This is a genomic window from Ruegeria sp. AL3, from assembly GCF_056536065.1.
Genome location: NZ_JBQFJG010000002.1, coordinates 413,279 through 437,932 on the forward strand (window position 1 = coordinate 413,279; position 24,654 = coordinate 437,932).

General features: G+C 54.4%; 25 protein-coding genes and 1 pseudogene. 20 read left to right on the forward strand and 6 right to left on the reverse strand.

Features of this window, described 5'->3' with window-relative positions; all coding sequences use genetic code 11:
• The 3 genes from ACR3E6_RS18375 to ACR3E6_RS18385 all read left to right on the forward strand — a co-directional run bounded on the left by ACR3E6_RS18375 (position 1) and on the right by ACR3E6_RS18385 (position 2,489).
• Positions 1–648, forward strand: coding sequence for a TRAP transporter small permease (locus tag ACR3E6_RS18375; RefSeq protein WP_245218091.1), 648 nt, complete (start codon positions 1–3; stop codon positions 646–648).
• The gene (locus ACR3E6_RS18380; RefSeq protein ID WP_171725186.1) at positions 645–1,937 is read left to right on the forward strand and encodes a TRAP transporter large permease; all 1,293 of its coding nucleotides are present in this window, start codon (positions 645–647) and stop codon (positions 1,935–1,937) included. Before ACR3E6_RS18375 ends, ACR3E6_RS18380 begins: the two co-directional genes overlap by 4 nt.
• A 141-nt stretch (positions 1,938–2,078) precedes the next feature.
• A complete protein-coding gene (locus ACR3E6_RS18385; protein ID WP_171176310.1) occupies positions 2,079–2,489 on the forward strand; it encodes a universal stress protein in 411 nt (136 codons plus the stop codon).
• Between the two features lie 83 nt (positions 2,490–2,572).
• Here ACR3E6_RS18385 and ACR3E6_RS18390 read toward each other — a convergent pair.
• Positions 2,573–2,674: pseudogene (locus ACR3E6_RS18390) on the reverse strand (IS5/IS1182 family transposase); the annotation flags it as partial.
• A 142-nt stretch (positions 2,675–2,816) separates the two neighbouring features.
• Between ACR3E6_RS18390 and ACR3E6_RS18395 the strand changes: the two are divergent.
• On the forward strand, positions 2,817–3,446 hold the full coding sequence (locus ACR3E6_RS18395) for an IS6 family transposase (RefSeq protein ID WP_480488596.1): 630 nt from the start codon (positions 2,817–2,819) through the stop codon (positions 3,444–3,446).
• Between the two features lie 27 nt (positions 3,447–3,473).
• Positions 3,474–4,231, forward strand: a protein-coding gene (locus ACR3E6_RS18400) for an IS5 family transposase (RefSeq protein ID WP_480488598.1) whose coding sequence is annotated in 2 segments (ribosomal slippage) — positions 3,474–3,795 and positions 3,795–4,231 — 759 coding nt in all. Because the reading frame shifts where the segments join, the coding sequence is not laid out codon by codon here.
• A gap of 381 nt (positions 4,232–4,612) precedes the next feature.
• On the opposite strand, the gene ACR3E6_RS18405 is transcribed toward ACR3E6_RS18400, so the two are convergent.
• Positions 4,613–5,425 carry a hypothetical protein gene (locus ACR3E6_RS18405; protein WP_480488600.1) on the reverse strand — a complete coding sequence of 271 codons (813 nt, stop codon included), beginning with the start codon at positions 5,423–5,425 and terminating at the stop codon, positions 4,613–4,615.
• Between the two features lie 305 nt (positions 5,426–5,730).
• Here ACR3E6_RS18405 and ACR3E6_RS18410 point away from each other — a divergent pair, with 305 nt between their 5' ends.
• The 6 genes from ACR3E6_RS18410 (at position 5,731) to ACR3E6_RS18435 (ending at position 10,318) form a co-directional block, all read left to right on the forward strand.
• Complete coding sequence (locus ACR3E6_RS18410) at positions 5,731–6,756, forward strand: IS30 family transposase (RefSeq protein WP_480488602.1); 1,026 nt, start codon at positions 5,731–5,733, stop codon at positions 6,754–6,756.
• Positions 6,757–7,066: 310 nt separating this feature from the next.
• A complete protein-coding gene (locus ACR3E6_RS18415) occupies positions 7,067–7,507 on the forward strand; it encodes a MarR family winged helix-turn-helix transcriptional regulator (RefSeq protein ID WP_480488604.1) in 441 nt (146 codons plus the stop codon).
• A 16-nt stretch (positions 7,508–7,523) separates the two neighbouring features.
• Entirely contained in the window at positions 7,524–7,904 is a 381-nt protein-coding gene (locus tag ACR3E6_RS18420; RefSeq protein ID WP_480488606.1) for a hypothetical protein, read from the forward strand.
• A 35-nt stretch (positions 7,905–7,939) separates the two neighbouring features.
• Positions 7,940–8,254 carry a monooxygenase gene (locus tag ACR3E6_RS18425; RefSeq protein ID WP_480488608.1) on the forward strand — a complete coding sequence of 105 codons (315 nt, stop codon included), beginning with the start codon at positions 7,940–7,942 and terminating at the stop codon, positions 8,252–8,254.
• A 128-nt stretch (positions 8,255–8,382) separates the two neighbouring features.
• Positions 8,383–8,853, forward strand: coding sequence for a c-type cytochrome (locus ACR3E6_RS18430; protein WP_480488610.1), 471 nt, complete (start codon positions 8,383–8,385; stop codon positions 8,851–8,853).
• 397 nt (positions 8,854–9,250) lie between these two features.
• A complete protein-coding gene (locus tag ACR3E6_RS18435) occupies positions 9,251–10,318 on the forward strand; it encodes an AI-2E family transporter (RefSeq protein ID WP_480488612.1) in 1,068 nt (355 codons plus the stop codon).
• A gap of 691 nt (positions 10,319–11,009) precedes the next feature.
• Here the strand turns inward: ACR3E6_RS18435 and ACR3E6_RS18440 are convergent.
• A complete protein-coding gene (locus tag ACR3E6_RS18440) occupies positions 11,010–11,912 on the reverse strand; it encodes a LysR family transcriptional regulator (protein ID WP_480488614.1) in 903 nt (300 codons plus the stop codon).
• Between the two features lie 81 nt (positions 11,913–11,993).
• On the opposite strand from ACR3E6_RS18440, the gene ACR3E6_RS18445 reads away from it, so the two are divergent.
• The gene (locus tag ACR3E6_RS18445; protein ID WP_480488616.1) at positions 11,994–13,157 is read left to right on the forward strand and encodes a CaiB/BaiF CoA transferase family protein; all 1,164 of its coding nucleotides are present in this window, start codon (positions 11,994–11,996) and stop codon (positions 13,155–13,157) included.
• 2 nt (positions 13,158–13,159) lie between these two features.
• Entirely contained in the window at positions 13,160–14,302 is a 1,143-nt protein-coding gene (locus ACR3E6_RS18450; RefSeq protein WP_480488618.1) for an acyl-CoA dehydrogenase family protein, read from the forward strand.
• 46 nt (positions 14,303–14,348) lie between these two features.
• Here ACR3E6_RS18450 and betI read toward each other — a convergent pair whose 3' ends face one another.
• Positions 14,349–14,990 (reverse strand): transcriptional regulator BetI, encoded by a 642-nt coding sequence (betI, locus tag ACR3E6_RS18455; RefSeq protein ID WP_480488620.1) that lies wholly within the window; start codon positions 14,988–14,990, stop codon positions 14,349–14,351.
• 110 nt (positions 14,991–15,100) lie between these two features.
• Here betI and choX point away from each other — a divergent pair, with 110 nt between their 5' ends.
• The 4 genes from choX to ACR3E6_RS18475 are packed head-to-tail and all read left to right on the forward strand — an operon-like array spanning position 15,101 to position 18,819.
• Positions 15,101–16,036: a choline ABC transporter substrate-binding protein gene (gene choX, locus ACR3E6_RS18460; protein WP_480488622.1), complete on the forward strand. Its 936-nt coding sequence runs from the start codon at positions 15,101–15,103 to the stop codon at positions 16,034–16,036.
• Positions 16,036–16,938, forward strand: a complete 903-nt coding sequence (locus ACR3E6_RS18465; RefSeq protein ID WP_480488624.1) for an alpha/beta fold hydrolase — start codon at positions 16,036–16,038, stop codon at positions 16,936–16,938. The genes choX and ACR3E6_RS18465 overlap by 1 nt, the downstream gene beginning before the upstream one ends.
• Positions 16,939–16,949: 11 nt before the next feature.
• Positions 16,950–17,786 (forward strand): choline ABC transporter permease subunit, encoded by an 837-nt coding sequence (gene choW, locus ACR3E6_RS18470; protein ID WP_480488626.1) that lies wholly within the window; start codon positions 16,950–16,952, stop codon positions 17,784–17,786.
• A 1-nt stretch (position 17,787) separates the two neighbouring features.
• The gene (locus tag ACR3E6_RS18475) at positions 17,788–18,819 is read left to right on the forward strand and encodes a quaternary amine ABC transporter ATP-binding protein (protein ID WP_480488628.1); all 1,032 of its coding nucleotides are present in this window, start codon (positions 17,788–17,790) and stop codon (positions 18,817–18,819) included.
• Between the two features lie 12 nt (positions 18,820–18,831).
• Here ACR3E6_RS18475 and ACR3E6_RS18480 read toward each other — a convergent pair whose 3' ends face one another.
• Together ACR3E6_RS18480 and ACR3E6_RS18485 are read right to left on the reverse strand one after the other, a co-directional pair.
• The gene (locus ACR3E6_RS18480; protein WP_480488630.1) at positions 18,832–19,530 is read right to left on the reverse strand and encodes a GntR family transcriptional regulator; all 699 of its coding nucleotides are present in this window, start codon (positions 19,528–19,530) and stop codon (positions 18,832–18,834) included.
• Positions 19,530–20,900 (reverse strand): formimidoylglutamate deiminase, encoded by a 1,371-nt coding sequence (locus ACR3E6_RS18485; RefSeq protein ID WP_480488632.1) that lies wholly within the window; start codon positions 20,898–20,900, stop codon positions 19,530–19,532. Before ACR3E6_RS18485 ends, ACR3E6_RS18480 begins: the two co-directional genes overlap by 1 nt.
• Positions 20,901–21,009: 109 nt before the next feature.
• Here ACR3E6_RS18485 and hutI point away from each other — a divergent pair, with 109 nt between their 5' ends.
• From hutI to hutU, 3 genes are read left to right on the forward strand one after another with little or no spacing between them, the layout of a single operon-like run.
• Positions 21,010–22,170 (forward strand): imidazolonepropionase, encoded by a 1,161-nt coding sequence (gene hutI, locus ACR3E6_RS18490; RefSeq protein ID WP_480489153.1) that lies wholly within the window; start codon positions 21,010–21,012, stop codon positions 22,168–22,170.
• Entirely contained in the window at positions 22,167–22,958 is a 792-nt protein-coding gene (gene hutG / locus ACR3E6_RS18495; protein WP_480488634.1) for an N-formylglutamate deformylase, read from the forward strand. The genes hutI and hutG overlap by 4 nt, the downstream gene beginning before the upstream one ends.
• A complete protein-coding gene (hutU, locus tag ACR3E6_RS18500) occupies positions 22,955–24,628 on the forward strand; it encodes a urocanate hydratase (RefSeq protein ID WP_480488636.1) in 1,674 nt (557 codons plus the stop codon). Before hutG ends, hutU begins: the two co-directional genes overlap by 4 nt.
• Positions 24,629–24,654 lie beyond the last annotated feature (26 nt).

Consider the following 24,654-nt stretch of genomic DNA (forward strand, 5'->3'; position numbering starts at 1 on the left):
TTGGTTTTTGGCGCAACAAAGGGAGGGAGAAAGATGTCTAGTTCTGAAGCTGAACGTCCGTTGGTCGTCGAAAGTGCAGAAAAGAAGAGCTCGCAAAAAATCACTGACGAGTTGCCGGTTATTATAGGATATCCGCTGAAAGCAGTGGCCTTTGTCATGAGGCAGATCGTTATGTTTGCCGGTTTCCTGATGGCTTTCACATTTGGGGCAGTTGTTGTCATTCGCTATGGATTTGGCGGTGATCTGTTTGCCTACGAAGAGTGGCTTTTGGGCATTAGCATCATCGGGTTTTTTGCAGGCGCAGTGCTGGCCTCTGCCCGCAACCTGCATATCAACGCGGACATTCTGGGCATTGTAATCCAAAACCCCCGGTTGATCTGGTGGCGCGGCTTTGTCGTCCTGACAGTCGAGGTGCTGGTGATCCTGTTTCTCATGTATGCGTGCTACGTTTCGCTGCTTGATGACTTCTCATTTCCGCGGTTGCGCGCAACCCCGGTGCTGCGCATTCCATTTGTGACCTGGCGGATCGCAATCATGATTGCCTTTGGCCTCATGGCAACGTTCACGGCGGCATACTTGTACGTACACATCCGCAAGGGGCTCGGGCTTCCCCTGAGATCAGAAATGCAAAAAGGAGAAACCCAATGATCATCGGAGGAAGTCTCCTTATTGTCTGCTTAATGCTGCTGTTGGGCGTTAGCGTTTACGTGGCATTCGGATCGGTCTTGATTTTCATCGCAATTGTTGGAGATCAATCCATCACCGGCTACCTGCCGACCGGCTCTACAGGCATCCGTTCATTGGTGCTTTTGGCGATCCCGCTCTTCATGATCGCTGGTGGCATCATGGAAAAAGGCAAAATTGCCGCCCCTCTTGTCTCGTTGGCTGAAATGTTCATTGGCCATATCAAAGGGGGATTGAGCGCGGCAGGAGTACTGGCCTGCGGTGTGTTCGGCTCTATCTCCGGCAGTGCGAACGCAACGCTGACCTGTATTGGCGGCATCATGATGCCCCACCTTAAAAAGGCCAACTATCCGGGTGGGCAATCTGCGGCTTTGATCGTAGCGGCCAGCCCCTTAGGTCTGTTGATCCCACCGAGTTCGTCGCACATCCTTTATGGCTGGGTCGCACAGCAGCATGTACTAAAGTGCTTCTTGTCCACGGTCATTCCGGCGATCATCCTGATCACGCTATTGATAATCGTTAATCAGTTCATGCTGCGGAAGTATGACGACATTAACCTGACGGAACGTCCTAAACCGTTTCTGCCGACATTCGGAGTTCAGGCGCGCCTGGCCGGACCTGCGCTTATGATGCCTCTGATCATTCTGGGCGGAATCTATGGCGGTATCATGACACCGACCGAAGCCGCCGGTATCGCAGTGGTCTACTCGATCCCAATCGCGATCTACTTCTATCGTGGCCTGACCTGGAAAACTCTGGCCCAGACCATCCAGAATTCCGGTGTTACGATTGGTGTGGTCATGGTCATGATCTTCATGGTTCTGATCGTGTCGGACAACCTGATCTCGCAGGGTGCCCCTCAGTTGGCCAAAGATCTGGTCTATTCCGTTTCGGACAATCCGGTCGTCATCCTTCTGATGATCAACGTCGTGATGATCCTGATCGGGATGCTGATGGACGATATCTCGGGTTTGCTGCTGGCGACACCGATCTTGCTGCCCATCGCGCAGAGCACTGGAATGGATCCGATCCATTTTGCGGCTGTGATTGGCGTGAACCTGGGTATGGCGAACATCACCCCTCCAACTGCGCCACTGCTTTACCTTGGAGCTCAGGTCTGTGATGAGCCGGTTTCGCGCATGCTGTGGCCGACTTTGATCTTCATTGTCTTTGCATGGCTTCCGACGCTGATGCTGACGACTTTTGTACCAGAGTTGGCTCTCTTCCTGCCTGATCTCCTGCTCAGCCGGTAGTGGCAAGAAAGCGCAAAAGCCCAAGACGAAATAGCACGCACCCCAACTTTCGGCTGGGGTGCCTGAGCGCCCTCCTAAAGATGAAGTGGGAGAGGCCAGTTCGCAGAAGAAAACTGAAAACCAAAAACACGGAGGTTTAAAATGTACAAAAATATTCTAGTCGCGCTGTCGCTGGAGCATGGCATCAGTGAACACGCGCTTGCGGCGGCACATGCCCTTGTTTCCGAAGGTGGAAAAATCACTGCCGCGCATATCCATGAGCCCCCGAACAGACAGATAATGTACTATATGGATGAGGGGATTGCAGAAAAATCTCTCCAGAAAGCAAAGGCGCGCTTGGCCGAGCGCCTAACAAGTGAGACCGACGTGTCGTCTATCCTGCTCGAGAGCCAATCGGCAGGTCGCGCAATCACCGAATACGCCAACAAACATGGCATCGACTGTATCGTCCTCGCTTCACATAAACCTGGGATGAAAGAGTTCTTTTTGGGTTCCACGGCTGCTCTCGTTGTTCGCCATGCTCAGTGTTCGGTGCATGTACTACGTCTGTGACGCTGGCACCCACAATATTTAGCAACTTTGCCCTGAGAAATCTGCGGTGATAAGCACGTCTCAATGCGACCTGGGGTCAGGATTCATAACCAATAGATGACGGTTGCTGCAAGTGCGATTGCGGAGCGGAAGACTTTGGGACAGCGATCATAACGTGTCGCTACGCGCCTCCAGTCCTTGAGCCTATAGGGCCTCCATAGAAGTGCGCGCAAACCATGCCGCTCAGCAGGATAAGTTCAGCCAGAAGGTTCTGTCGCAAACTTTGTTCCCACCTGTCAGGTCAAGCTTAGTTTTGGTAGCGCATGCTCTAAATGACAGGAGCAGACTGTGACAATCTCATTCAAAGGCGCATATTTTCCGAAAGAAGTGATCTTGTACGCGGTTTTCTTCTACCTACGCTACGGTGTTTCATACCGGGATCTGGAAGAAATCATGGCGGAACGCGGCGTTGAACTCGATCACGCGACCTTGAACCGCTGGGTGAGCCGATATGCCGGTCTTGTCGCTGATGCTTCGCGGCACAAAAAGCGTCCTGCCGACCGTTCATGGCGCATGGATGAGACCTATGTGAGGGTGAAGGGTGAGTGGGTTTATCTCTATCGCGCCATCGACAAACACGGCAAGACCCTTGAATTCATGCTATCCAAGCGCCGAAATAATGCGGCTGCGACCAAGTTCTTCGCTCGTGCGCTTGAGGTAAACGGATTACCATGGAAAATTGTCATCGACAAAAGCGGTGCAAACACAGCTGGCATCAAAGCAATAAACAAGATGCTGAAAGGCTTTGGTTGCCCGGTACCGATTGAGATGGTGAGGCGGAAGTATCTCAACAACATCATTGAACAAGACCATCGCTTCATAAAACGTCGGATCAGGCCAATGCTGGGTTTCAAGTCTTTCTCTTCAGCTGCATCTGCCCTAGGGTCAGGACTCATTGATTTTCAGCGAGCGGCATGATTCACGGCTGAAAAACGAGCGGTGAACATGTCTGATCTTTTCTGGTTGACCGACGCGCAGATGGCGCGTCTTGAGCCCTTCTTTCCCAAGTCTCACGGTAAGCCGCGTGTCGATGACCGGCGTGTGTTGAGCGGGATAATCTTTATCAACCGCAATGGTTTGCGATGGCGCGATGCTCCCGCTGTCTATGGTCCTCACAAGACGCTCTACAATCGCTGGAAGCGATGGAGCGACAAGGGCGTTTTTGCCCGGATGATGGCCGGTCTAGCCGCCGAACACGGCGAGAAGAAGACCGTAATGATCGACGCGACTTATCTCAAAGCCCACCGGACAGCGACCAGCATGGGCGTCAAAAAGGGGGGCGTGCACGCCTGATTGGTCGGACGAAAGGCGGCATGAATACCAAGCTGCACGCTATTTGCGATAGCCAAGGCCGGCCGCTCAACCTGTTCGTCACCGCCGGTCAGGTCAGCGACTACATCGGCGCACGGGCATTGCTGAGCAGTCTGCCGAATGTCGACTGGCTGCTCGGAGACCGTGGCTACGACGCCGACTGGTTCAGAGAAGCCTTGAAAGACAAAGGGATACGCGCCTGCATCCCTGGCAGGAAACAGCGGAAGAAGCCGGTGAAGTACGACAAGCGCCGCTACAAACGCCGCAACCGCATCGAGATCATGTTCGGCAGGCTCAAGGATTGGAGGCGTGTGGCGACCAGATACGACAGATGCCCGAAGGTCTTCCTCTCCGCCATCGCCCTCGCCGCAACCGTCATTTATTGGTTATGAGTCCTGACCCTAGCTCCATGTGGAACTAGGTAGTTGCAAACAAATAATTTTGCAAACCTTCTTAACTGTGGATCTTTCCAGTTTTTTGGATTTCAGAACGGCACACTTCGGGTGAACATAGAACGCTCGTTCGGGTTGGAGACACTGATGCCGCCAATCGCATTCAACGCGTTTACAACGGTGTCGCGCCACATTGGACATGGAAATCCGTGAACCAGTTCAGGGTCGCGAGGGACGCCACCTAGGAGATCGAACAATCATGGGAGCACTGGTGATTCACGGCGTTCAAGCCGTGGTGAGCTTCATGGGCACGCCGAACCCTTGCCCTAACATTAGGCGGATATTGCGCAAGTCAGAGGTAGGCGGGCACCACGACAAAGGCTATTGAGTGAGATACCCACAGGTTGACAAGATAGCAGTTAACCCTGCCAAACCAGCAACTTCCGATGTCAAAGACACAGTAGCTTCCTTTTCGATTTGGCTTCTGGAGGAACCAATTCTCATCAATTCGTTGATATAGAGATGGTCGTACTCGTCATGGTAAAGCTCTGGCTGGATCATTTGGTCCAGGCAGTAGTTCCACCAGGCAAATTCTGCAAAGTCTCGGTTGGGCCGCAGTAAATCAATAGCTAAAGAAATACTCCGAGGCCGGTCTGAGGCGTAGTATTTCAAGACAGATGGGTCGCCATCTTTCACACGCAACTTGAACTCGCTTAGAGTTGGAAGTTCCACATTTCCGGAAGCGTCGATTCTCATGGCTGCTGGAAATGAATGTACGTTCATCAGCTCTTGGTATGCTCTGTCTTTGATTGAACTGCCTTGGTCCAAAGTTGGTACATATTTTGTCTCCTCGTCATACCAAACCGCTCGAAGTAAGATCTTATGATCCTTTTCTTTGCTGGCGAGCAATCCGATGCGCGATGGGTTCGGACCATAATAATTTGGTAGTAGGCCAAGTTGTTCGATTACTTTGTGAAGAGCCTCGAACCTAAATCCAAATTCAGATTCAATCCAGAGACTTTGGGTAGGCCCAGACAAAGCCGACGTCAAAGCATGCTGTAATTCTACAGGATTAGTGATCTTTGATTGTTCTGCCGCATCCAATGTATGAGCACCCAGTACAAGATGTTCATCAGCCGCTAAAACCTTGTCGGCAAGCCGCATTTGAAAGTCGAAAAATCGATTGATGGCCAAGTCGTGCTGGATAGAGCACGTCTAGTAGATTCATGCGCTCCACGGTAGAAGCTCAACTTGTCTACTAGTGTGGCATCGGTTTGGGAGCGGGATGGTTCAATATTGTGCATGAGATATGTTCCTAAAATCACATGCACAGGGTAAATCATTCAGATTAAAACAACGTGTTGCTAGTATCAGCGGATCCGGTGGATAATTCAACATAATTTAGCTTACGCCGCGCGCACCTGAAGCAGGGGTGCGCGCTATTTCCAAGTGCGACTCCTATTAGAAGCCAATGGGTTATCTAATGAGGGGATCATGGCATGGGCACAGTGTATTCGCAACTCAGCATCGAAGAACGTCGTAGAATTGAGCGCTGGAGGCACGCGAAGGTTCCGGTTCGAGAGATGGCACGTGTGTTAAAGCGCTCGAAAGCCACCATCCATCGAGAGATCAAGCGGAACTTCTTCTCGGGTCCTTGTCTGCCGAAATGTGATGGCTACTACGGCGCGTCTGCGCATCGGAAAGCTGCGGATCGGCGCGCCCGGCAACGTAAACTGATCCGACACCCTGAGTTGCGCAAGCGTGTCGTCGAGCGGCTAAAGAATGGCTGGACGCCTGAGCAGATCGGCAACCGAATGATCTATGAAGGCGCAAGGCTACACGTGTGTCAGGAAACGATCTATCGGTATATTTATTCCGGAGAAGGCATGGCCGACGAGCTCTGGTGGTATCTGCCCGAGCACAGAATGTACCGCCGACCGCGTCGGGCCAGAAAGCGTCTTCCGCCTAAATTTGATCGGGACGTTAGCATTCTGTTTCGCCCGGATGACGTGGCGCATCGACGTCAGTTTGGTCACTGGGAGGGAGATTTGATGCTGTTCAAACAGAGCCTTGGCCAGTCAAATGTCACGTCACTGGTCGAACGCGTCAGCCGGTTCACGGTGCTGCTGAAGAACCCGAACAAGCGCACGAAGCCGGTGATGGGCAAGATCATGAAGGCGGTGAGCGACCTGCCCTACCTGGCGCGCAAATCGATCACCTTCGACCGCGGAACCGAATTCGTCAGTTGGCCGCACCTTCAAGCCGAGATCGGAACGCAAACGTGGTTCTGCGACCCATCTTCTCCATGGCAAAAAGGAACTGTCGAAAACACCAATCGCAGGGTCAGGCGCTGGCTTCCCCGTAAACGCGACATCACGGCGGTCTCAGATCATGAATTGAAAATGATCTGTGACCGCCTCATCGCGACGCCCAGAAAATGTCTGAGATGGAAGACGCCCGCCGAGGTGTTCAGGGAAAAGATGATGGAGGAAATGGGCCGACCACCCTACCCTGCTCGTCAATAGGAGTCGCAGTTCAGGTATCGCTCACAGAAGTTCAGAGATCGCTCACAGCCACGCCTCGTGTGAACTCAATAGATGCAGAACTTGCAGCAGTTCGTCATCCCATGCCGAAGGCTACATGAATGTTCCAGATTTTCTATTATCTCCTAGAATGCACAAGTTTACGCGCCCGGTCCAGCCGGGTTTCAAATTGTCGTCCGGGGTAGTCTATCATTCTCTAATACCGTAGTGAATTCAACGAGATGATCCGGATCATCCACTTCAGAAAGACCTATGTGTTGAAATTATCCCTATGTAGGGATATATTTAAGCCATGACACGCACGACTCATGACAGAGATAACCAAACGCTGGTCCTAGCGCTTTTGCGCAGCACCCAACTCTTTCACCGCGCGATAGGTCGAACCTTCAAGGAAGCGGGCCTTACCAGCGCACAATGGGACGTCCTGGAGACGCTGAATAAGAAAGGACCGCTATCCATCAATGACCTTCTGGCCTTGGTGCTGGGCACCTCGGGAAACCTTGATGTTGTTGTCAAGAACCTGATTCAGGCTGGATGGGTGGAGAAGACTGTTGATGAAACCGACAAACGGGCGCGCGTACTGCGCCTGACACCAGCCGGAAAAGAAAAAGTCACATTTTTTTTTCCGGTACATAACGAGGCGCTTGCCCGGATTTTCGGAGAGGTTCCTGAGGCTGAGAAGCGTCACCTCATCACAAAGTTAAACCTGTTTCGAAAGAAACTGCCTCAATAACAAAAGGTACTGAACCATGACCAATAAGACACTGCTGCTGCTCCACGCGGCCATCTATGCGATTTTCGCATTTGCATTGTTTTTCCTGCCAAATCTCATGTGGCCCCTCTACGGCCTGGAGGTTAATGACCTGTATGCAAAGTTCCTGTCACAGCATAACAGCATCTTTCTCGGGGGCATTGCCATAATCTCGTGGATGTGGCGCGATGTTGACGCCAACACCGATGCCGCGCGCAAGATCATCCAGGGTCTTTTGTGGACAAATGTTCTTGGCGTTTTGATCACCCTTTACGCTTGTCTGATCGGCGCGTTTTCCGGTTTCGGATGGTCGGATCCAGCATTCTTCACTCTCATGACGGTCTTGTGTGTGCTGCAACTCAAGAAAAACGCGGCCTGATCCATATTCAACCAACCACTAAGAAAGGACTAACCATGAGTACACTTAAGATCTGGGACCTTCATATGACCTACGATGGTCCAATCACGGAAGAATTCCTGGCTGGAACCAAACAACTCGCCGAAAGCATTGCAGAAGAGCCGGGAGTAATTTGGAAAATCTGGACAGTCGAAGAAGGTACAACCCACTATGGGTCTACATATCTGTTCAGGAACCGGGAGGCCCTCGAGGCATACAAGGCCATGCACATCCCGCGTCTGAATTCCATCGGTATCACGGTCACATCTGACTATGTTTTTGATATCATGGAGGACGTGAGCGCGATCAACAATGCGCCGCTAGGAGACTGACACAGCGGCGCATCGGGCCTCAGAGTTTCAGAACGTCTGCGGCCCCACCCAATATGGTCTCACCAAAAGCCACCGGAGGCCTCTCCCTCATATCCTGGGTGAGGCCTCCTATTAAAGGAACTCACTACGTGGAGGAGTTTGAAATGAAGAAGGTATTTACCGCATTTGCACTGATTGTCCTGCCTTTGGGCGCGGTAGCGCAAGAGCCCGCGTCAATTGATGTCGTAGATGCTCGGCAAGCCTATTATCGCATTCTGGAATATAACATGCTTGTCCTTGGCGCGATGGCGTCAGGCGATGCAACCTATGATGCTGAGCAGGTCAAAGACTATGTGGATAACCTGCTGACGATGGAGCAGTATGGGACGGTCACCTTGTATCCGCCCAAAACGTCGACAGACGATTTTCCTGATCGCACCCGCGCCCTTCCCAATATCTGGACCAATTTCGAAAGTGTCGCGGAAAAGGGTCAGTCCCTGAATGCAGCTTTCATCAATCTTGAAGCGACCGCCGGCAATGGTCCTGAAGCGTTAGGCGCAGCACTCGGCCAGGTCGGCGCGGCTTGCATGGGCTGCCATGAAGTTCACGTTGCAGAATAGTCAGGTCAGCTGTGGTTTCATTTTGAGAAACCACAGCTGCGAGTCTGAAAATCGTTCCTTTAGGATAGCCTTTTAATCCGAATTGGAGAAAGACGGTATGAGATTCGCTATAATGTTCAGCGCTGAGTTGCTGATATCAGCGTGCAATCAACACGGCAAAATTGCCGATGTTGCAATCATTGTTCCCCAAGCTTTCGCGGATGAGCCTATTTCTGTTGATGAGGTTGAGCTTTAAAATTACCAAGCCTTCAACATGGGGACATAAGCCTCTCTCAGAAAGTTCTCTGACCCAAAAAACAATCATACGCCCTGTTATGCGGGAACTGACCTGTTAGATTAGTTTTGTATCTACTTTCAGTACATTTTTCCAAACCACTGAATGACAGGGTCCGACATAATGGGAGCAGATGAATTGAAATTGAGCAGCTTGCCCAAACTCACTTACGCAATGGTGCTGGTCGTTTTGCTGGGTTCGATTTTTGTCGTCGGCAAAAGCACCATTGTGCCAATCTTCATAGCGGCGATTGCCGCATATGTTTTGACGAGCGCGTCCCGTGTTGTAGCAAGTCTTCCTGTAATGCGTGCGTCACCTCAATGGGTCTCGAGGGTCCTTGTTTTATTAGTCTTCACTATTGTGATCATCACGTTCTTCCGCATCATTGTTGTGACAGCACAAAGTCTTGCTGAAAAGCAACTAGAATACCAAGACAACTTCACTTCCGTCATCCAGAAAGTGCTTGCAAGTTTTGGGCATTCGACAAACTTTGACGGGACGCGACTGTATGACATGACTTTCGGAGCTATGGATCTAAGAAGCTTCGCTTTGTCCGCGCTGTCTTCTATTAGCTCGGCTGGTGGAACGCTGTTTTTGATCATTATCTACACCGTTTTTTTGATGGGCGAGCGAGCACAGTTCGTAAGTAAAATCTACGCGGCAACAACAAAGGAACAGGCTGAAAGAGTGCTTGGCATCATAAACGAAATCAACGGCAAAATTGCTGACTATCTCGGAGCAAAAACGCTTGTCAATATCGTGCTTGGCGTTATGTCCTTTGCTATTCTGTTCTTTCTAGGTGTCGATTTTGCTGTTTTTTGGGCGATACTTATCGCATTGCTTAACTATATCCCTTACGTCGGCTCCGCTCTTGGTGTTGCACTACCTGTCCTTCTAAGCATCGCACAGTTTGGTTCAGTTCAAACCAGCATTCTAACCTTGGTGCTATTGATGGTGGCTCAAATCTGGGTCGGAAACTTTCTGGAGCCTCGCGTGCTTGGAAAACGGCTGAACATGTCACCATTCGTAGTGCTGCTCAGCCTTTCTGTTTTCAGCAGTCTCTGGGGTTTGGCAGGCGCAATTCTCGCCGTCCCTCTGACATCGATCCTTGCGATTGTTCTTGGATCTTTCGATGGTACTCGTTTTCTTGCTGTAATGCTGGCTGAGAACGTTCAGGCTGATCCGGAATAGCTGATCACCCTTCCAATGGAGCATTGTCGAATTCATCCATCTAAGTGGTTCAGATAGAGGCTACCTTCTCGGGCACCCGTCCGGTCTACCCGTTCTGACGCGGCTTGGATGGGTTTGATAATGTCCATGATCAGGAATGGACATCTTGAGGCACTGCACTGCGGGCAAGAAAGGTAAGAAGAATCTCTTCTGGCAGGAAGGTGAGAAGTGGTCGATTTTTGCGCAGGCGACTGTGCAAGGAGTTTCGGTTGCGCAAATAGCGCGGCGGTACTCGCTAGATGCCAATCTAAATCACTTATAGTTAAGGGACCCGAGGTTTGAGCCGAATCTCGAAGACGATCTGGATTCGGACATTGGCTTTCTTCCGATTGAGGTCGAGGGCAGTGTCGCAGTTCCAGTGGTCGATGACCGTCCGAAGTTATGTGGCGTCTGGACCGTCGCCGACTTCAATAAAAGCACGCCAATGAGATAGACACATCGGAGCTAATTCGAACCAGCATCTGTTGCCTATCAAAGCGTTGACCACGAACCGAAGGATATGAACCAAAGGCCGCGATAGAGAGCAAGGCGGGCAAGGGCAAAGTGGAGCTGTACCGTCTTGACAGACCAATTATTCTGCGCAAAACAGCTTGACATGGGTGGCCCCATTACCGAAGTCCTGAGCGCAAATTTGGGATGATTGCACCACACTTCAGGATATGAATTCCTCCAAGCAGACTGTCCTGAAAGCCCGCAAGACCTGAGTTTCCAGAAAGTCGGGATTCCTAGCCAAAGCCACACGGTGCGGAGACTTATAGCCTTTTAGCGGTAGTCTGACTATTTTGCTGCCATCGTAAGTTACATCATGGGGCAGATCAGTCGCGAGTAATCCAACGCCAAGCTTATTGGCGACGGCTGACCGAAGAAATTCCACCGACCCTGTTTCAAATGCGATCCGGGTCTTGGATTCATGGCCCTGTAACAACCACTGAAAATACTCTTTGCTTCCGGGCAAGTTGATGAGGATCAATGGGTCGGGCAACAGATCCTGAACGGCAATGCTTTCTCTATCTGCAAGCGGGTGTCCTTGCCAGACGACACCATAGGGCCTGACGTCCTGTAGTGCCAGAATTTCCAGATCGGTGGGAAGCCCGAAGTCATAAACAATTGCCGTTTCGATCCTTCCTGTTTCCAGCCAATTCGACAAGCTGCTCAGGTTGCCTTCGTGCAGCTTTATCCGAACAGATGGATGCAGTTCTTGGAATTTACGCACAAGTTGAGGCACATAAACCGGCCCAAGCGTTGTCATAAACCCGATCGACAATGATCCGGCAAGTTCGTACTGATCCCTGCATCCCGAGAATACCTGGCTCATATTTTGATACGCCGCGCGTAACTCGACTAGTTTACGCGCACCCTGTGCGGTCGGTTCCATACCCAATCCTGGCCGACGCACAAATAGCGGGAAGCCTAATTCGTCTTCTACCCGAGAAATCGCAAGAGAGACAGATGGTTGTGAAATGTTCAACTGCCGCGCTGCTGCCGCGGTGCTTCCCTCTTCCGCAACGGCAAGAATGAACCTGATCTGGCTGAGTGTGATGGGTATAGTTTCCATTTATTTTGTATATACCAATACAGTATTTCTGTATATATCCCACAATGCCGTAACCTACCTGAAACAACGGTGGGAACGCTAATGACTGATCCAGCACAATCACAACCTTTGAACGGGCTCCGCATCCTGGACTTCACGCGCGTTCTGGCAGGTCCATACTGTACTGCGCTGCTGGCCGATATCGGTGCAGAAGTCATCAAGATCGAAAGCGCGTCCGGCGATGACTATCGCCATATTGGTCCCTTTAGGGGCGTTGAAAGCTTACTGTTCCAGTCCATCAACAGAGGCAAGAAATCGGTCGTCCTGAACCTCAAAGACCCAGATGACCTAACCCATCTGAAAGATCTGGTCGCAACCAGCGACGTGGTTGTCGAGAATTTTCGCCCCGGTGTCATGCAACGTCTGGGTTTGGGGTATGACGCGCTGAGCGCGATCAATCCGGGGCTGGTCTATGTCAGCATATCCGGATTTGGTCAAACAGGGCCTGACGCCGATAAACCCGCCTATGACATGATCGTGCAAGCCCTGTCCGGCTTCATGGAAATGACGGGCGAGCCAGACGCACCACCCACTATGTCCGGCGAGGCGATCGGCGATGTTGCAGGCGGGATTTTCGCCGCCTGGTCGATGATGGTCGCGCTCTTTGACAGAACGCGGACCGGAAAGGGTCGCTATATTGATGTGTCGCTGTTGGACAGCCTGATGGCCATGATGCCCATCGTTGCGTGCAGAACAGTTACAGCAGACGGAGATCCCACCCGCACCGGCAACCGCCACGCGCTCTCGGCCCCGTTCGGGGTCTATTCTTGCAGCGACGGAAGCTTTGCGCTGGCGGTTTTGAACAACCAGATCTTCGAACGTTTTCTGAACGTTATCGGGGCGCCGGATTTGATCCATGATCCGCGATTTTCCACCGACGAGAACCGCAGGGCAAATGAAGCGGAACTTGCGGTCCACATCGAAACTTGGGCGTCTCACCTGCCTCTGCGCGATGTGATCGAAGCGTTGAATGCTGCAGGCGTTCCCACCAGCGAACTTCGGTCAGCGAAAGAAGCCTGGACATCACCCGGCACAAAGGCGCGCCAGCTGGCCACCCCGGTTGACCATCCGACATTGGGCTGCCTCAACATATTTGAACAGCCCGTGCATTTCGCGGGGCTGCCCCGCGGAAATCGAGACCCAGCGCCAGCGCTTGGGGCCAATCAACACGACTATTTTCCTGAACAGCACGCAAAGGAGGTTTGATCATGACGCCGCAACTCACAACCGACGAACAGGCGGTCATCGACCAGATCGAACGCTTTTCGGCCGAGGTTCTGGCTCCGAAAGCTGCTGAGATTGACGAAACCTCGACCTTCTCGACCTGCAATCTGCCCAGCATGGCGGAAATGGGCATCATGGGGATGAACCTGCCCGAAGAGCTTGGCGGCCTTGGCCTTTCAGGACCGGCGCTGTATCGGGCGGTCGAACTGGTCGCGGGGGCGTGCGGCTCGACCGCGTCGATGTTGACTGCGCATTTCCTTGCAACAGACAGCATCCTGATCGGCGCAAACGACGACATGCGCAATCAGCTTCTGCCCAAGGCGGCCAGTGGCGAGGCGCTCGGAGCGTTTGGCCTGACCGAGCCGATGGCAGGATCCAATCCCATGGATATGCGCACCAAAGCCGTGCGCGACGGGGATCACTATCACATCAAGGGATCAAAGTGCTTTATCTCGAATGCTGGTGACGCTGATTTTATCGTCGTCTATGCAAAGACCGACCCTGACAAGGGGGCACGGGGCATCAGTGCCTTTCTTGTCGAGCCTCAAAAGATCGAGGGTGTCGATATCGCCCCGGCCGAGCGGACAATGGGCCTGAAGGGCGGGCATGTTTTCGGCATTGCGCTGGATTGCCAAGTGCCCGTCGAAAACCTGATTGGTGAAGAAGGAACTGGTTTCAAAACCGCGATGAAAGTGTTGGACAACGGTCGGATCGAAGTGGCCGCACAGGCCACAGGGATTGCCGAGGCCGCAATGAATGCTGCGATTTCTTATGCCAAGGAACGCCATGTCGGCGGTCACCCGATTGGCGAATTTCAGGGGCTTCAGTTCATGATTGCCGACATGGCCAATCAATTGGCTGCAGCGCGCGCCTTGGCCTTAATCGCTGCTGGCAAACGGGGCACTGGCCAGCGTTTTTCGACCGATGCTGCGCACGCAAAGCTATTCGCATCCGAAGCTGCTTGGGAAATTGCCGACAAGGCAGTGCAAATCCATGGCGGTTATGGATACACAAGGGATTTCCCGCTGGAACGATACCTGAGGGATCTGCGTATCTTTCGGATTTACGAAGGCAGTTCGGAAATCCAACGCACGATCATCGCACGAGGATTGCTTGCCGCGGCCTGATCGGGCGGCCCAACCGCCAGAGCCCTGAGGCAACGATCAGGGAAAATCAGTGAGGGTTCAGAATACTGTTGATCTCGGCGATGCGTGCTTTGGCGGCGGTCCGCTCTGCATCGTCGGGAAAGACCGCCTCCAAATAGTGCGAGATCTGCTCAATCGCCGTGTCGCGGGAAATCCCAGCCGGAGTCGTTCCGCAGCGCACCCATAATCCGTCTATCATCACTGAAAGTGAAAACGCCGTCTGGCACGCCGTTTCGCGATCGGTGACACGGCCAAGTGCGTGGATCAAGTTTGACGCTGTTCGCTTGTGTGTCGCAGTTTGAATGCGTTGATAAGCCGAACGGTAAGGCACCTCGGCGCACAGCGCCAGCCAGGCATGGGCAAGACGAGGCCTGAAATATTCTCGGGAGAAGTTCCCTTCAACGACGGAATAGACCCTCTCCCATGGTGTTGCCGACCGCACCAAAAGTTCGCGAACGTCCTTCGCGAAATCGGCATGGGCATAACGCATCGCCATCTCAAGCAACTGCGCCTTGCTGCCGAAGTAATGGAGAATATTGGTTTTTGAAGTACCCGCACGCTCGGCCACTTTGTCAACTGTCGTGCCGGAAAGGCCGAGTTCGCTGAGCGTCTCGAAGGCCGATTTCGAGTATTCCGCACGCCGTAGCAGTGTCAGATTATTCCGCCCCATTTCTTCACCTCATGCGCTGCGGGTCAAATTTTTATTGACTCAACGCCGCAAATTTATCAAGAGTAATTTAGTTAGACTGTATGGTCTATTAATCGACTATGAGGTTTGTTATGTGGAAATCTACAACGTCAATGGGAATCGGTGCGGTCCTGCTAAGCGCAGGAATCGCGCATGCGTCATGCGAAGAAGTGCGCATGGCCGAGCCGGGCTGGACCGATCTCGCTCTTACTTCGGCAATTGCTTCGGTTGTCGTGAAAGGGTTGGGATACCAACCCAAGCTGAATGTCCTTGGCACGTCGGTCATTTACGAATCTCTTGTGAATGACGACCTGGACGTCTTTCTGGGATATTGGGATCCCGCAATGGCACAGTTCTTTGCGCCCTATGTTGATGGCGGCAAAGTCGAAACGCTGAACCAAAACCTTTCCGGCGCAAAATACACACTTGCGGTTCCCGATTATGTACACGCGGCAGGCGTAAAAGATTTCGCCGATCTGGCGCAGCACGCGGACAAGTTCGAAAACTCGTTTTATGGAATCGAGGCGGGTGCCAACAGCCAGACCATGTCCATCATCGAACAAAACGACTTTGGACTGGGCGATTGGACCGTTGTGGAAAGCTCGGAACAAGGGATGCTGGCGCAGGTTCGTCGCGCCGTCGCCAAGGAAGACTGGGTTGTCTTTCTCGCATGGGCGCCGCATCCGATGAACGTAGAGTTCGACATAGAATATCTGACCGGTGGTGACGCGTATTTCGGACCCGATTTCGGCGCAGCTTCCGTCCACACCCAGTCTCGTCTGGGTTATGCTGAAGAGTGCCCGAACATGGGCAAGTTTTTCACTCAACTGACATTTGACGTCGATCTGGAAAACGAAGGCATGGGCTATATCATCAATGACGGTGAGGATCCCGAAGATGCCGCAGAGATGATCCTCAAGAAACGCCCCGAAGTGCTGGAGACGTGGCTTGAAGGCGTGCAAACCATCGATGGCAAGCCAGGCCTTGCTGCCGTACAAAGCCACCTGGGTCTGCCGAGCGGTTCGTGATGGTATTCGCAAGCACCCTACGTGACGACCGCAACGTAAATGCGGTTGGCCTTGCCTGCCGCACCTACGGCGCGGTCGATGCGCCAGCTGTGGTGCTTCTGATTGGCCTCGGCATGAACGCGTCAGAATGGCCGACGACCTTTGTCGAAAACCTCGCGCGCCATTGCTTTGTCATTTGCCCCGACAATCGCGACTCGGGTGACTCTCCGGTTTTTGGACCGGAGAGTGAGCCCATCCTGCAGGAAATATGGCTCAAACGGGACAAGGAGGCGGCGCAACGCGCAGCCGCCTACCGCCTATCGGATATGCGCGACGACGTGCTTCGCATGGTTGATGGGCTTGGCGTCAAGAAATTCGATCTGGTTGGGTTCTCAATGGGCGGAATGATCGGTCAGATGGTTGCGGCTTCGGCTGGCAAGCGAGTTGGTCGCTTTGTGCAACTGGCCAGCAATGATGGAACCGCCGAGATTGACGCCGAAGCCGACGCGATCCGCAGAATGGCCAGGCTGTTTACTGCACCGGAACTCCCAGGCGCAGAATACGATTATCTGCTAAGCGACACGCTATATTATGGTGCCGGGCAACTGGAAGACGGCAAAGAACTACAAGACGAAATCGCCAGAATTACGGCTGCCGGATATCGTTTTGGCGGCTCTGCGCGGCAGGCTATCGCAGTTCTGGCGGAAGAGGATCGCACAAAAATACTGAACAACATCACGGCGAAAACTCTGGTGCTACATGGCGATTCAGACCCCTGCATTTCATATCGACGCGGCAAGGCGGCGGCGGACAAGATTCCGAACGCCAAATTTCGTACTTTGCCCGGGGTTGGTCATGTCATCAGCGGAGAAATGTGTGACGCCGCTCTTGGGTGGCTACTGCCCAATGACAACTTGAACTGAGGAAATCTGACATGGAATGGTTGGAAGAAAACAGTTTGCCTATCGGCAATTGGGCGAAAGCCGGCGTCGATTGGTTGACAAGCAACATGTCGGGCTTCTTTGAAGCGATATCCGCCGGGATTGAAGCGATCGTTGGCGCGGCGCTTTGGCTGCTGCAGTTGCCGCACCCATTGCTGTTTGTCGCTCTCGTGGGGGCGCTCGCGCTCTATCTCCACCGATCAATTTGGCTAGCGCTTTTTTCAGTTTTCGGACTGCTTTTGATCATCAACCTCGGCTACTGGGCGGAAACAATGGAGACGCTGGCCTTGGTGCTAGCGGCGACAACAACCTGTATGCTCATCGGCGTCCCCATCGGTATTCTCGCCGCACGCCGCCCGGTCTTTTATAAAGTCCTGCAACCGATCCTAGATTTGATGCAGACGATCCCGACCTTCGTCTATCTCATTCCGGCGCTGGTACTGTTCGGCTTGGGCGCGGTTCCGGCCTTGATCGCCACCGTTGTGTTCTCGGTGCCTGCGCCGATCCGGCTGACCTATCTGGGCGTATCCTCGACCCCACCCGCGCTGATCGAAACGGCCCAAGCCTTCGGCGCCTCTGACCGCATGATCCTGTGGAAAGTCGAAATCCCATGGGCGATGCCGCAAATTCTGGCAGGTCTGACCCAAACGATCATGCTGTCGCTATCCATGGTGGTTATTGCAGCGCTGGTGGGTGCAAGCGGTTTGGGCGTGCCTACACTTAGAGCGTTGAACCAAGTCAACATTGCAAAAGGGTTCGAAGTCGGCATCGCCATCGTCATCATCGCCATCGTCCTCGATCGCCTTCTGCGTTTCAAAGGGAAGAATTGAGATGACCAAACCAGTATTGAGATTCAGCGCAGCAAATATTGTCTTTGGAGACAACCCAAAGTCAGCACTGCCGCTGATGGACGCGGGAAAATCACGCGAGGAAATTCGCAAGGAAACAGGGCAAGTGTTGGGCGTGCACGATTGTACGCTGGATCTGAACGAAGGCGAGATTGTTGTCTTAATGGGACTTTCGGGGTCTGGAAAATCAACCCTTTTGCGAGCCTCGAACCGCCTCAATCCGCTGACCCGCGGAACGGTCGAAGTGCGCACCGAAAACGGGCTTGTTGACCTCGCCGATCTGTCGGCGGGGCAACTGCGCGACGTGCGACGCAAGCAGATTTCGATGGTTTTTCAGCAATTCGGTCTACTGCCGTGGCGCAGCGTGCTAGAAAACACCGCATTCGGGTTGGAGGCCGCTGGTGTTGACAAGACGGTGCGGCTTGAAAAAGCCATGAAGCAGCTTGAAACCGTGCATCTGGCAGATTGGGCTCATATGCAGATTTCAGAGCTGTCCGGAGGAATGCAGCAACGTGTTGGCCTGGCTCGAGCGTTGGCGACCGAAGCGCCGATCCTGTTGATGGATGAACCCTTCTCGGCGCTTGATCCTTTGATCCGCAATGAGCTGCAAGATGAGTTACTGGAACTTTTGCACGTTCTCGACAAATCTATCCTGTTTGTCAGTCACGATCTGGACGAAGCCATGAAGCTGGGTAATCGGATCGCCATCATGGAAGGCGGGCGAATGGTTCAGCTCGGCACACCACAAGACATCGTGCTGCGTCCACAGACCGATTACGTGCGCAAATTTGTTGCCGAAATGAACCCGCTTGGCGTGCTCCGTGCTGCTGAAGTTATGCAACCTTCCGAGGGTCCTGCCCCATCCCACGCTGCAGTGCATCCGATTTCCACACCCGTCAAAGAACTCATCCGGTCCCACATTGCGCGCACCGGTGACAGCTACATCTCCGATGGCGGCCGGATCGTTGGCAAACTGAGCGATAAAAACATTCTGCAAGCCCTTCTACGAGACTAAGAGGCGCTTCGGTCAAGTGCTTGCAAGAAGCTGATAGCCTGGCTGCGCAAAGGATTTAACCAATGTGATGGGGCGATTTTCCTCGAATGTCGCGCGCTCAATAACAAGCAGCGCATCACCCTGATCGATCTCCATTCGCTGCGCAGTTGTGCCACTTGCTTTCTGCGCATAGAGGCGAAGTTCGTAACGCGAGTAAGGCTTATTTTTAACCAACCATTCGTTTGCGCTGATCAGGGTCAGATCCACCTGCAGAATCTCGGGGGTGGTCTGAGCGCATATCCATCGTTCTTCCAAAATGTACGGTCGCCCGTCCGCCAGATGTAGCGCATCCGCGCGCAACAGCGGCCGGGGTGAAGGAATGCCCAGCTTTGCGAGAGTAGAAGCTGGCGGTACGGCCTTTTCCAGGGTGATCAACTGATAGCCATATTCGCGTCCGCTTTGCTCAATTTCCAGCCGGGCAACTGGAATATCGAGTGTTGCGCGCGCAATGGGGTCGCTCCGGACATGCGTCCCGCCCTTGCGCCTGCGTTCGATCAAGCCGCTGTCAACGAGATCTTGCATCGCCCGTTGCACGGTAGAACGTGCGCAATCGAGACTTTCGGCAAGATCTGCATCACGGGGCAAGCGGTCCCCAGGCCTGTATTGGCCGGCTAGGATGTCATCTCGCACACGGTCGCGGACAGATTTCCAAGTTGTCTTTGGTTTCGCCATCAGATCTCCAACTGGAGTGTTTTCATAAGCGTGACATAGTCCCCGACAATCTTATCGCGGAGCACATGTCGACCATTCCTAACCATGTGACGGCCCGCACTCCACACATCGGTAATCGCTTCGAAGCCTTGCCCGGAAAATGTGAGGCTGTCCAGCAATTGGTCGGAGTGCCGCCCGGCAAGGGCTGAAGTATGGGTGGTGAACCCGATTAGGTCACCCCAGCTTCCGGCCTCGATCCGGCCAGACATACGTCCTCCGGCCTGGGCTCCGCCTCGCGCAGACGTTTCATAGAGAACACGCCCGGTCGACTTTTCTTGTGTCGCCAACGCAGCGCGGCTACGGTCTCGTAAACGCTGCGAATACTCAAGCGTTGCCAATTCATGAAACACCGAGATATGCACGTTGGAATCCGATCCCACGCCAAACTGCCCGCCGGCGGGCAGATAAGTCGTGCCTTCGAAGATGCCGTCTCCCAGGTTGGATTCGGTGATCGGACAAAGCCCCGCGACCGCCCCGGTGGCTGCAAGGCCGCAGGTTTCGTGATCTTTCATCTGCGTGACGTGAATCAAGCACCATCTGTCATTTACATCGTGGTTCTCCAACAACCACTCAACCGGTCGCGCGCCCAAATGAGCCTCGACTTCTTCAACCTCTGCAACCTGCTCTGCCAAGTGCATATGTATGGGGCCTTTTGCGGCCGATCCAGTCACCAGTTCGCGCAACGATTCGGTAGAAACAGCGCGCAATGAATGGGGCGCGATGCCGATCGAATAATCGTCCGCAGCCTTTCCGATCAGGGCAGCGCTTTTGTCATGCAATACCAGAAACTGGTCCAGATCATTGCCGAACCGGCGCTGTCCACCCAGCAGCGCGCGCCCGTCGCATCCGCCGTTGGAATAAAGGACAGGCAAGAGCGTCAGGCCAATTCCGGTTTCGCTTGCCGCAGCCGTGATGCGCACGGCCATTTCAGCAAGGTCATTATAGGGCCGTCCGCCCACATCGTGGTGCAGATAGTGAAATTCAGCGACTGAGGCATATCCCGCCTCAAGCATCTCCATATAGACCAGCGACGCGATAACCTGCACCTGATCCGGGTTGAGCTGATCCAGAAAGCGGTACATCAATCGGCGCCACGTCCAGAAACTGTCGCGCGGATCAGGCCCGCGTGCTTCCGTCAGGCCGGACATAGCCCGCTGAAAAGCGTGGCTGTGCAGATTGGTCTGGGCCGGAAGGATCAAATCATGGGTCGCCGGGCCACTTGCCGCGCCAGGTGTGACCGAATCGATACGCCCATCATTGCCGACGACAATCGTAACGTTTGATCCCCAGCCGTCTGGCAGAAGCGCTTGTTTTGCCTTGATTTCATACATCTCAGATTGCCCTTGACTTATTATGTAGCGACATAATAGCAATATGTAGCGATTTAACAAGGGGGCGAAAGTGGAACCCGAAATCCTGACAGATCTTTCAGCAGCCACAATGACCGGCAGTGGCTACGGCCTGATTTCCGATGCCGCGATCGCAATTCAGGATGGCTCTGTCGCCTGGGTCGGGCTCCGCTCGAACTTGCCAGCCGAGTACACAGATTTCAGCCGCCGTGGCCTTGATGGGCGGCTTGTCACCCCAGGCCTGATCGATTGCCACACCCACATCGTGCATGGCGGAAACCGCGCCCGAGAGTTCGAGATGCGCCTAGAAGGGGCCAGCTACGAAGAAATCGCCCGCGCAGGTGGTGGAATTGTCTCGACCGTTTCCGCAACGCGGGAGGCATCAGAAGAGACATTGCTCAAAACCGCACTGTCGCGCGCTGACGCGTTGATTGCCGAGGGCGTTACGACGATCGAAGTCAAGTCCGGTTACGGCTTGGACCGCCACACCGAACTCAAGATGCTGCGCGTCGCGCGTGCCATCGCCGACCAACGTCCCGTGCGGGTGTTGACCAGCTTTCTTGGCGCCCATGCCGAACCGAAAGAGATGGACGCCGACACCTATATCGACACGATCTGTCTGCCGACCCTGCAAGAGGCCCATGCGGAAGGTCTGGTCGATGCGGTGGATGGCTTTTGCGAAGGGATCGCCTTTTCACCCGATCAAATCGCGCGCGTATTTGACAAAGCGGTCGAATTGGGCTTGCCGGTCAAGCTTCACGCCGAACAGCTGTCGAACATCGGCGGCACCGCTTTGGCCGCGCGGTACGGGGCGCTTTCGGCGGATCATGTCGAATATGCCACCGAAGCTGATGCCGACGCACTGGCCAAGGCCGGCACCGTGGCAGTTCTGCTGCCCGGGGCCTTTTACGCGATCAACGAAACGCAAGCGCCACCGGTGGAAGCTTTCAGAAAGTGCGGAGTACCCATGGCTGTTGGAACAGACTGGAACCCCGGCTCATCGCCTCTGGGATCTTTGCTTCTGGCCATGAACATGTCCTGCACTCTGTTTGGCCTCACCCCAGCCGAGGCGTTGGCGGGCACCACACGCAACGCAGCCCGCGCGCTTGGCTTGTCCGATGTGGGCACAATCGCCCCGGGCCAACGCGCTGACCTTGCGGTCTGGAACGTCACCGACCCGGCCGAACTGTCCTATGGCATCGGCATAAACCCTCTATACTCAAGGGTTGTCGCCGGAAAGGAAGCCCCATGAGTTTCATCGAAACCCACCGCGGTGACAGCCCCATCGTTCTGGGTCTGCCGCATACGGGCACCGACCTTCCGGATGACATCGCCGCCGGACTGAACGAGACCGGTCGCGCCTTGGCAGACACCGACTGGCACATCGACCGGCTTTACGCGGACCTCGGCACCGACCTGACACGGGTCAGAACTGCCATCCACCGCTATGCCATCGATGTGAACCGCGATCCGGGCGGCGTCAGCCTCTACCCCGGTCAGAATACAACCACTCTGTGCCCGCTGACCGACTTTGACGGCAAAACGATCTACCGCGAAGGTCACGAGCCGGATGCGGCCGAAATTACGCGACGTAAAATTGCTTATCACTCGCCCTATCACACGGCACTCTGGGCGGAACTTGAACGGGTACGCACGCTACACGGCTTCGCAATACTGTTCGATTGCCACTCAATCCGCTCACAAATTCCGTTTCTGTTTGAAGGAACCCTGCCCGATTTCAACCTCGGCACCAATGACGGCACAAGCTGCGATCCTGAGCTAGAGCAGAAAACAGCAGAGATCTGCGCGACGACCAAGGGGTATTCCAGTGTTGTGAATGGTCGGTTCAAAGGTGGGTGGACGACCCGCCACTATGGTCAACCTGCCAAGGGCGTTCATGCCCTTCAGATGGAGCTTACCCAAAGCACTTACCTGGCAAACGAAGCCCCACCCTGGGCCTTTGATTCATCCCGCGCGGAAAGACTGCAACGCGCACTTTCAGAAATCCTAGACACCCTCAAAACCTGGAGGCCGACATGAACGACCCTCGTAAGAACACCCGTGACATCTATCCGCCGACGGGCCCCGAGCTGAATACCAAAAGCTGGATGACAGAGGCCCCGCTGCGGATGCTGATGAACAACCTTCATCCTGACGTGGCCGAAAACCCGCATGAGTTGGTGGTTTATGGCGGCATCGGGCGCGCGGCGCGGACATGGGATGACTTCGACCGGATCGTCGCCGGCCTCAAAGACCTTGAAGAGGACGAAACGCTTGTCGTTCAATCCGGCAAACCGATTGCGATCGTCAAAACCCACTCGGACGCGCCGCGTGTTCTGATTGCCAACAGCAACATCGTGCCGCACTGGGCCAATTGGGATCACTTCAACGAGTTGGATCGCAAGGGCCTCGCAATGTACGGCCAGATGACCGCAGGGTCGTGGATTTACATCGGGTCGCAGGGCATCGTGCAGGGCACCTACGAGACTTTCGCCGAAGCCGGTCGCCAGCACTATGACGGCGATCTGAAGGGCAAATGGATCCTGACCGGCGGCCTTGGTGGGATGGGTGGCGCGCAACCGCTTGCGGCGGTAATGGCGGGCGCCTGCTGTCTGGCTGTGGAATGCAACCCCGACAGCATCGATTTCCGCCTGCGCACCCGCTATGTCGATGAAAAGACAGACAGCCTTGACGATGCGCTTGAGATGATCCGCCGCTGGACTGAGGCGGGCGAGGCCAAGTCGGTTGCCCTTCTGGCCAATGCTGCTGATGTCTACCCGGAGTTGATCCGGCGCGGCGTCCGGCCCGATATCGTAACCGACCAGACGTCGGCCCACGACCCGGTCAACGGCTATCTGCCGCAGGGCTGGTCGATGGCAGAGTGGCGCGAAAAGCGCGAAAGCGATCCGAAAGCCGTGGAAAAGGCCGCCCGGGCCTCGATGAAGGTACAGGTAAGGGCGATGGTCGATTTCCACGCCAAGGGTATCCCGACCGTGGATTACGGCAATAACATCCGCCAGATGGCGCTTGAGGAAGGGCTGGAAAACGCCTTTGACTTCCCGGGCTTTGTGCCGGCCTATATCCGCCCGCTGTTCTGTCGGGGTATCGGCCCGTTCCGCTGGGCCGCGCTGTCGGGCGACCCCGAGGATATCTACAAAACCGATCAGGCGATGAAAGAGTTGTTCCCCGAGAACGAACATCTGCACAACTGGCTGGACATGGCCCAAGACCGGATCGAGTTCCAGGGCCTGCCCGCCCGTATCGCGTGGATTGGTCTGGGGGATCGTCACCGCGCGGGTCTGAAATTCAACGAGATGGTCGCCAGCGGCGAGTTGAAAGCCCCCATCGTGATCGGTCGCGATCACCTCGACAGCGGCTCCGTTGCCTCACCCAACCGCGAGACAGAAGCGATGCAAGATGGCTCGGACGCGGTGAGTGACTGGCCGCTTCTGAATGCTCTGGTCAACACCGCGTCGGGCGCGACCTGGGTGTCGCTGCACCACGGCGGCGGCGTCGGCGTGGGGTTCAGCCAGCACGCGGGCGTGGTAATCTGCGCAGACGGTACACCGGAAGCCGCCAAACGGCTGGAACGTGTTTTGTGGAATGATCCGGCCTCGGGCGTTTGGCGCCATGCCGATGCCGGGTACGATATCGCGCTGGATTGCGCGCGTGAACACGGTCTGAGGTTGCCTGGAATATTGGGGAACTGACGCCAACCCATCGCCCAACGTGCGTC

What these genes read in the sequence shown, in the direction of transcription:
- ACR3E6_RS18380 (WP_171725186.1), top strand. Translation starts at nt 645, where the DNA reads ATGATCATCGGAGGAAGTCTCCTTATTGTCTGCTTAATGCTGCTGTTG.
- ACR3E6_RS18385 (WP_171176310.1), top strand. Translation starts at nt 2,079, where the DNA reads ATGTACAAAAATATTCTAGTCGCGCTGTCGCTGGAGCATGGCATCAGT.
- ACR3E6_RS18410 (WP_480488602.1), top strand. Translation starts at nt 5,731, where the DNA reads ATGGGCACAGTGTATTCGCAACTCAGCATCGAAGAACGTCGTAGAATT.
- ACR3E6_RS18415 (WP_480488604.1), top strand. Translation starts at nt 7,067, where the DNA reads ATGACACGCACGACTCATGACAGAGATAACCAAACGCTGGTCCTAGCG.
- ACR3E6_RS18420 (WP_480488606.1), top strand. Translation starts at nt 7,524, where the DNA reads ATGACCAATAAGACACTGCTGCTGCTCCACGCGGCCATCTATGCGATT.
- ACR3E6_RS18425 (WP_480488608.1), top strand. Translation starts at nt 7,940, where the DNA reads ATGAGTACACTTAAGATCTGGGACCTTCATATGACCTACGATGGTCCA.
- ACR3E6_RS18435 (WP_480488612.1), top strand. Translation starts at nt 9,251, where the DNA reads ATGGGAGCAGATGAATTGAAATTGAGCAGCTTGCCCAAACTCACTTAC.
- ACR3E6_RS18440 (WP_480488614.1), bottom strand. Translation starts at nt 11,912, where the DNA reads ATGGAAACTATACCCATCACACTCAGCCAGATCAGGTTCATTCTTGCC.
- ACR3E6_RS18445 (WP_480488616.1), top strand. Translation starts at nt 11,994, where the DNA reads ATGACTGATCCAGCACAATCACAACCTTTGAACGGGCTCCGCATCCTG.
- ACR3E6_RS18450 (WP_480488618.1), top strand. Translation starts at nt 13,160, where the DNA reads ATGACGCCGCAACTCACAACCGACGAACAGGCGGTCATCGACCAGATC.
- betI (WP_480488620.1), bottom strand. Translation starts at nt 14,990, where the DNA reads ATGGGGCGGAATAATCTGACACTGCTACGGCGTGCGGAATACTCGAAA.
- choX (WP_480488622.1), top strand. Translation starts at nt 15,101, where the DNA reads ATGTGGAAATCTACAACGTCAATGGGAATCGGTGCGGTCCTGCTAAGC.
- ACR3E6_RS18465 (WP_480488624.1), top strand. Translation starts at nt 16,036, where the DNA reads ATGGTATTCGCAAGCACCCTACGTGACGACCGCAACGTAAATGCGGTT.
- choW (WP_480488626.1), top strand. Translation starts at nt 16,950, where the DNA reads ATGGAATGGTTGGAAGAAAACAGTTTGCCTATCGGCAATTGGGCGAAA.
- ACR3E6_RS18475 (WP_480488628.1), top strand. Translation starts at nt 17,788, where the DNA reads ATGACCAAACCAGTATTGAGATTCAGCGCAGCAAATATTGTCTTTGGA.
- ACR3E6_RS18480 (WP_480488630.1), bottom strand. Translation starts at nt 19,530, where the DNA reads ATGGCGAAACCAAAGACAACTTGGAAATCTGTCCGCGACCGTGTGCGA.
- ACR3E6_RS18485 (WP_480488632.1), bottom strand. Translation starts at nt 20,900, where the DNA reads ATGTATGAAATCAAGGCAAAACAAGCGCTTCTGCCAGACGGCTGGGGA.
- hutI (WP_480489153.1), top strand. Translation starts at nt 21,010, where the DNA reads ATGACCGGCAGTGGCTACGGCCTGATTTCCGATGCCGCGATCGCAATT.
- hutG (WP_480488634.1), top strand. Translation starts at nt 22,167, where the DNA reads ATGAGTTTCATCGAAACCCACCGCGGTGACAGCCCCATCGTTCTGGGT.
- hutU (WP_480488636.1), top strand. Translation starts at nt 22,955, where the DNA reads ATGAACGACCCTCGTAAGAACACCCGTGACATCTATCCGCCGACGGGC.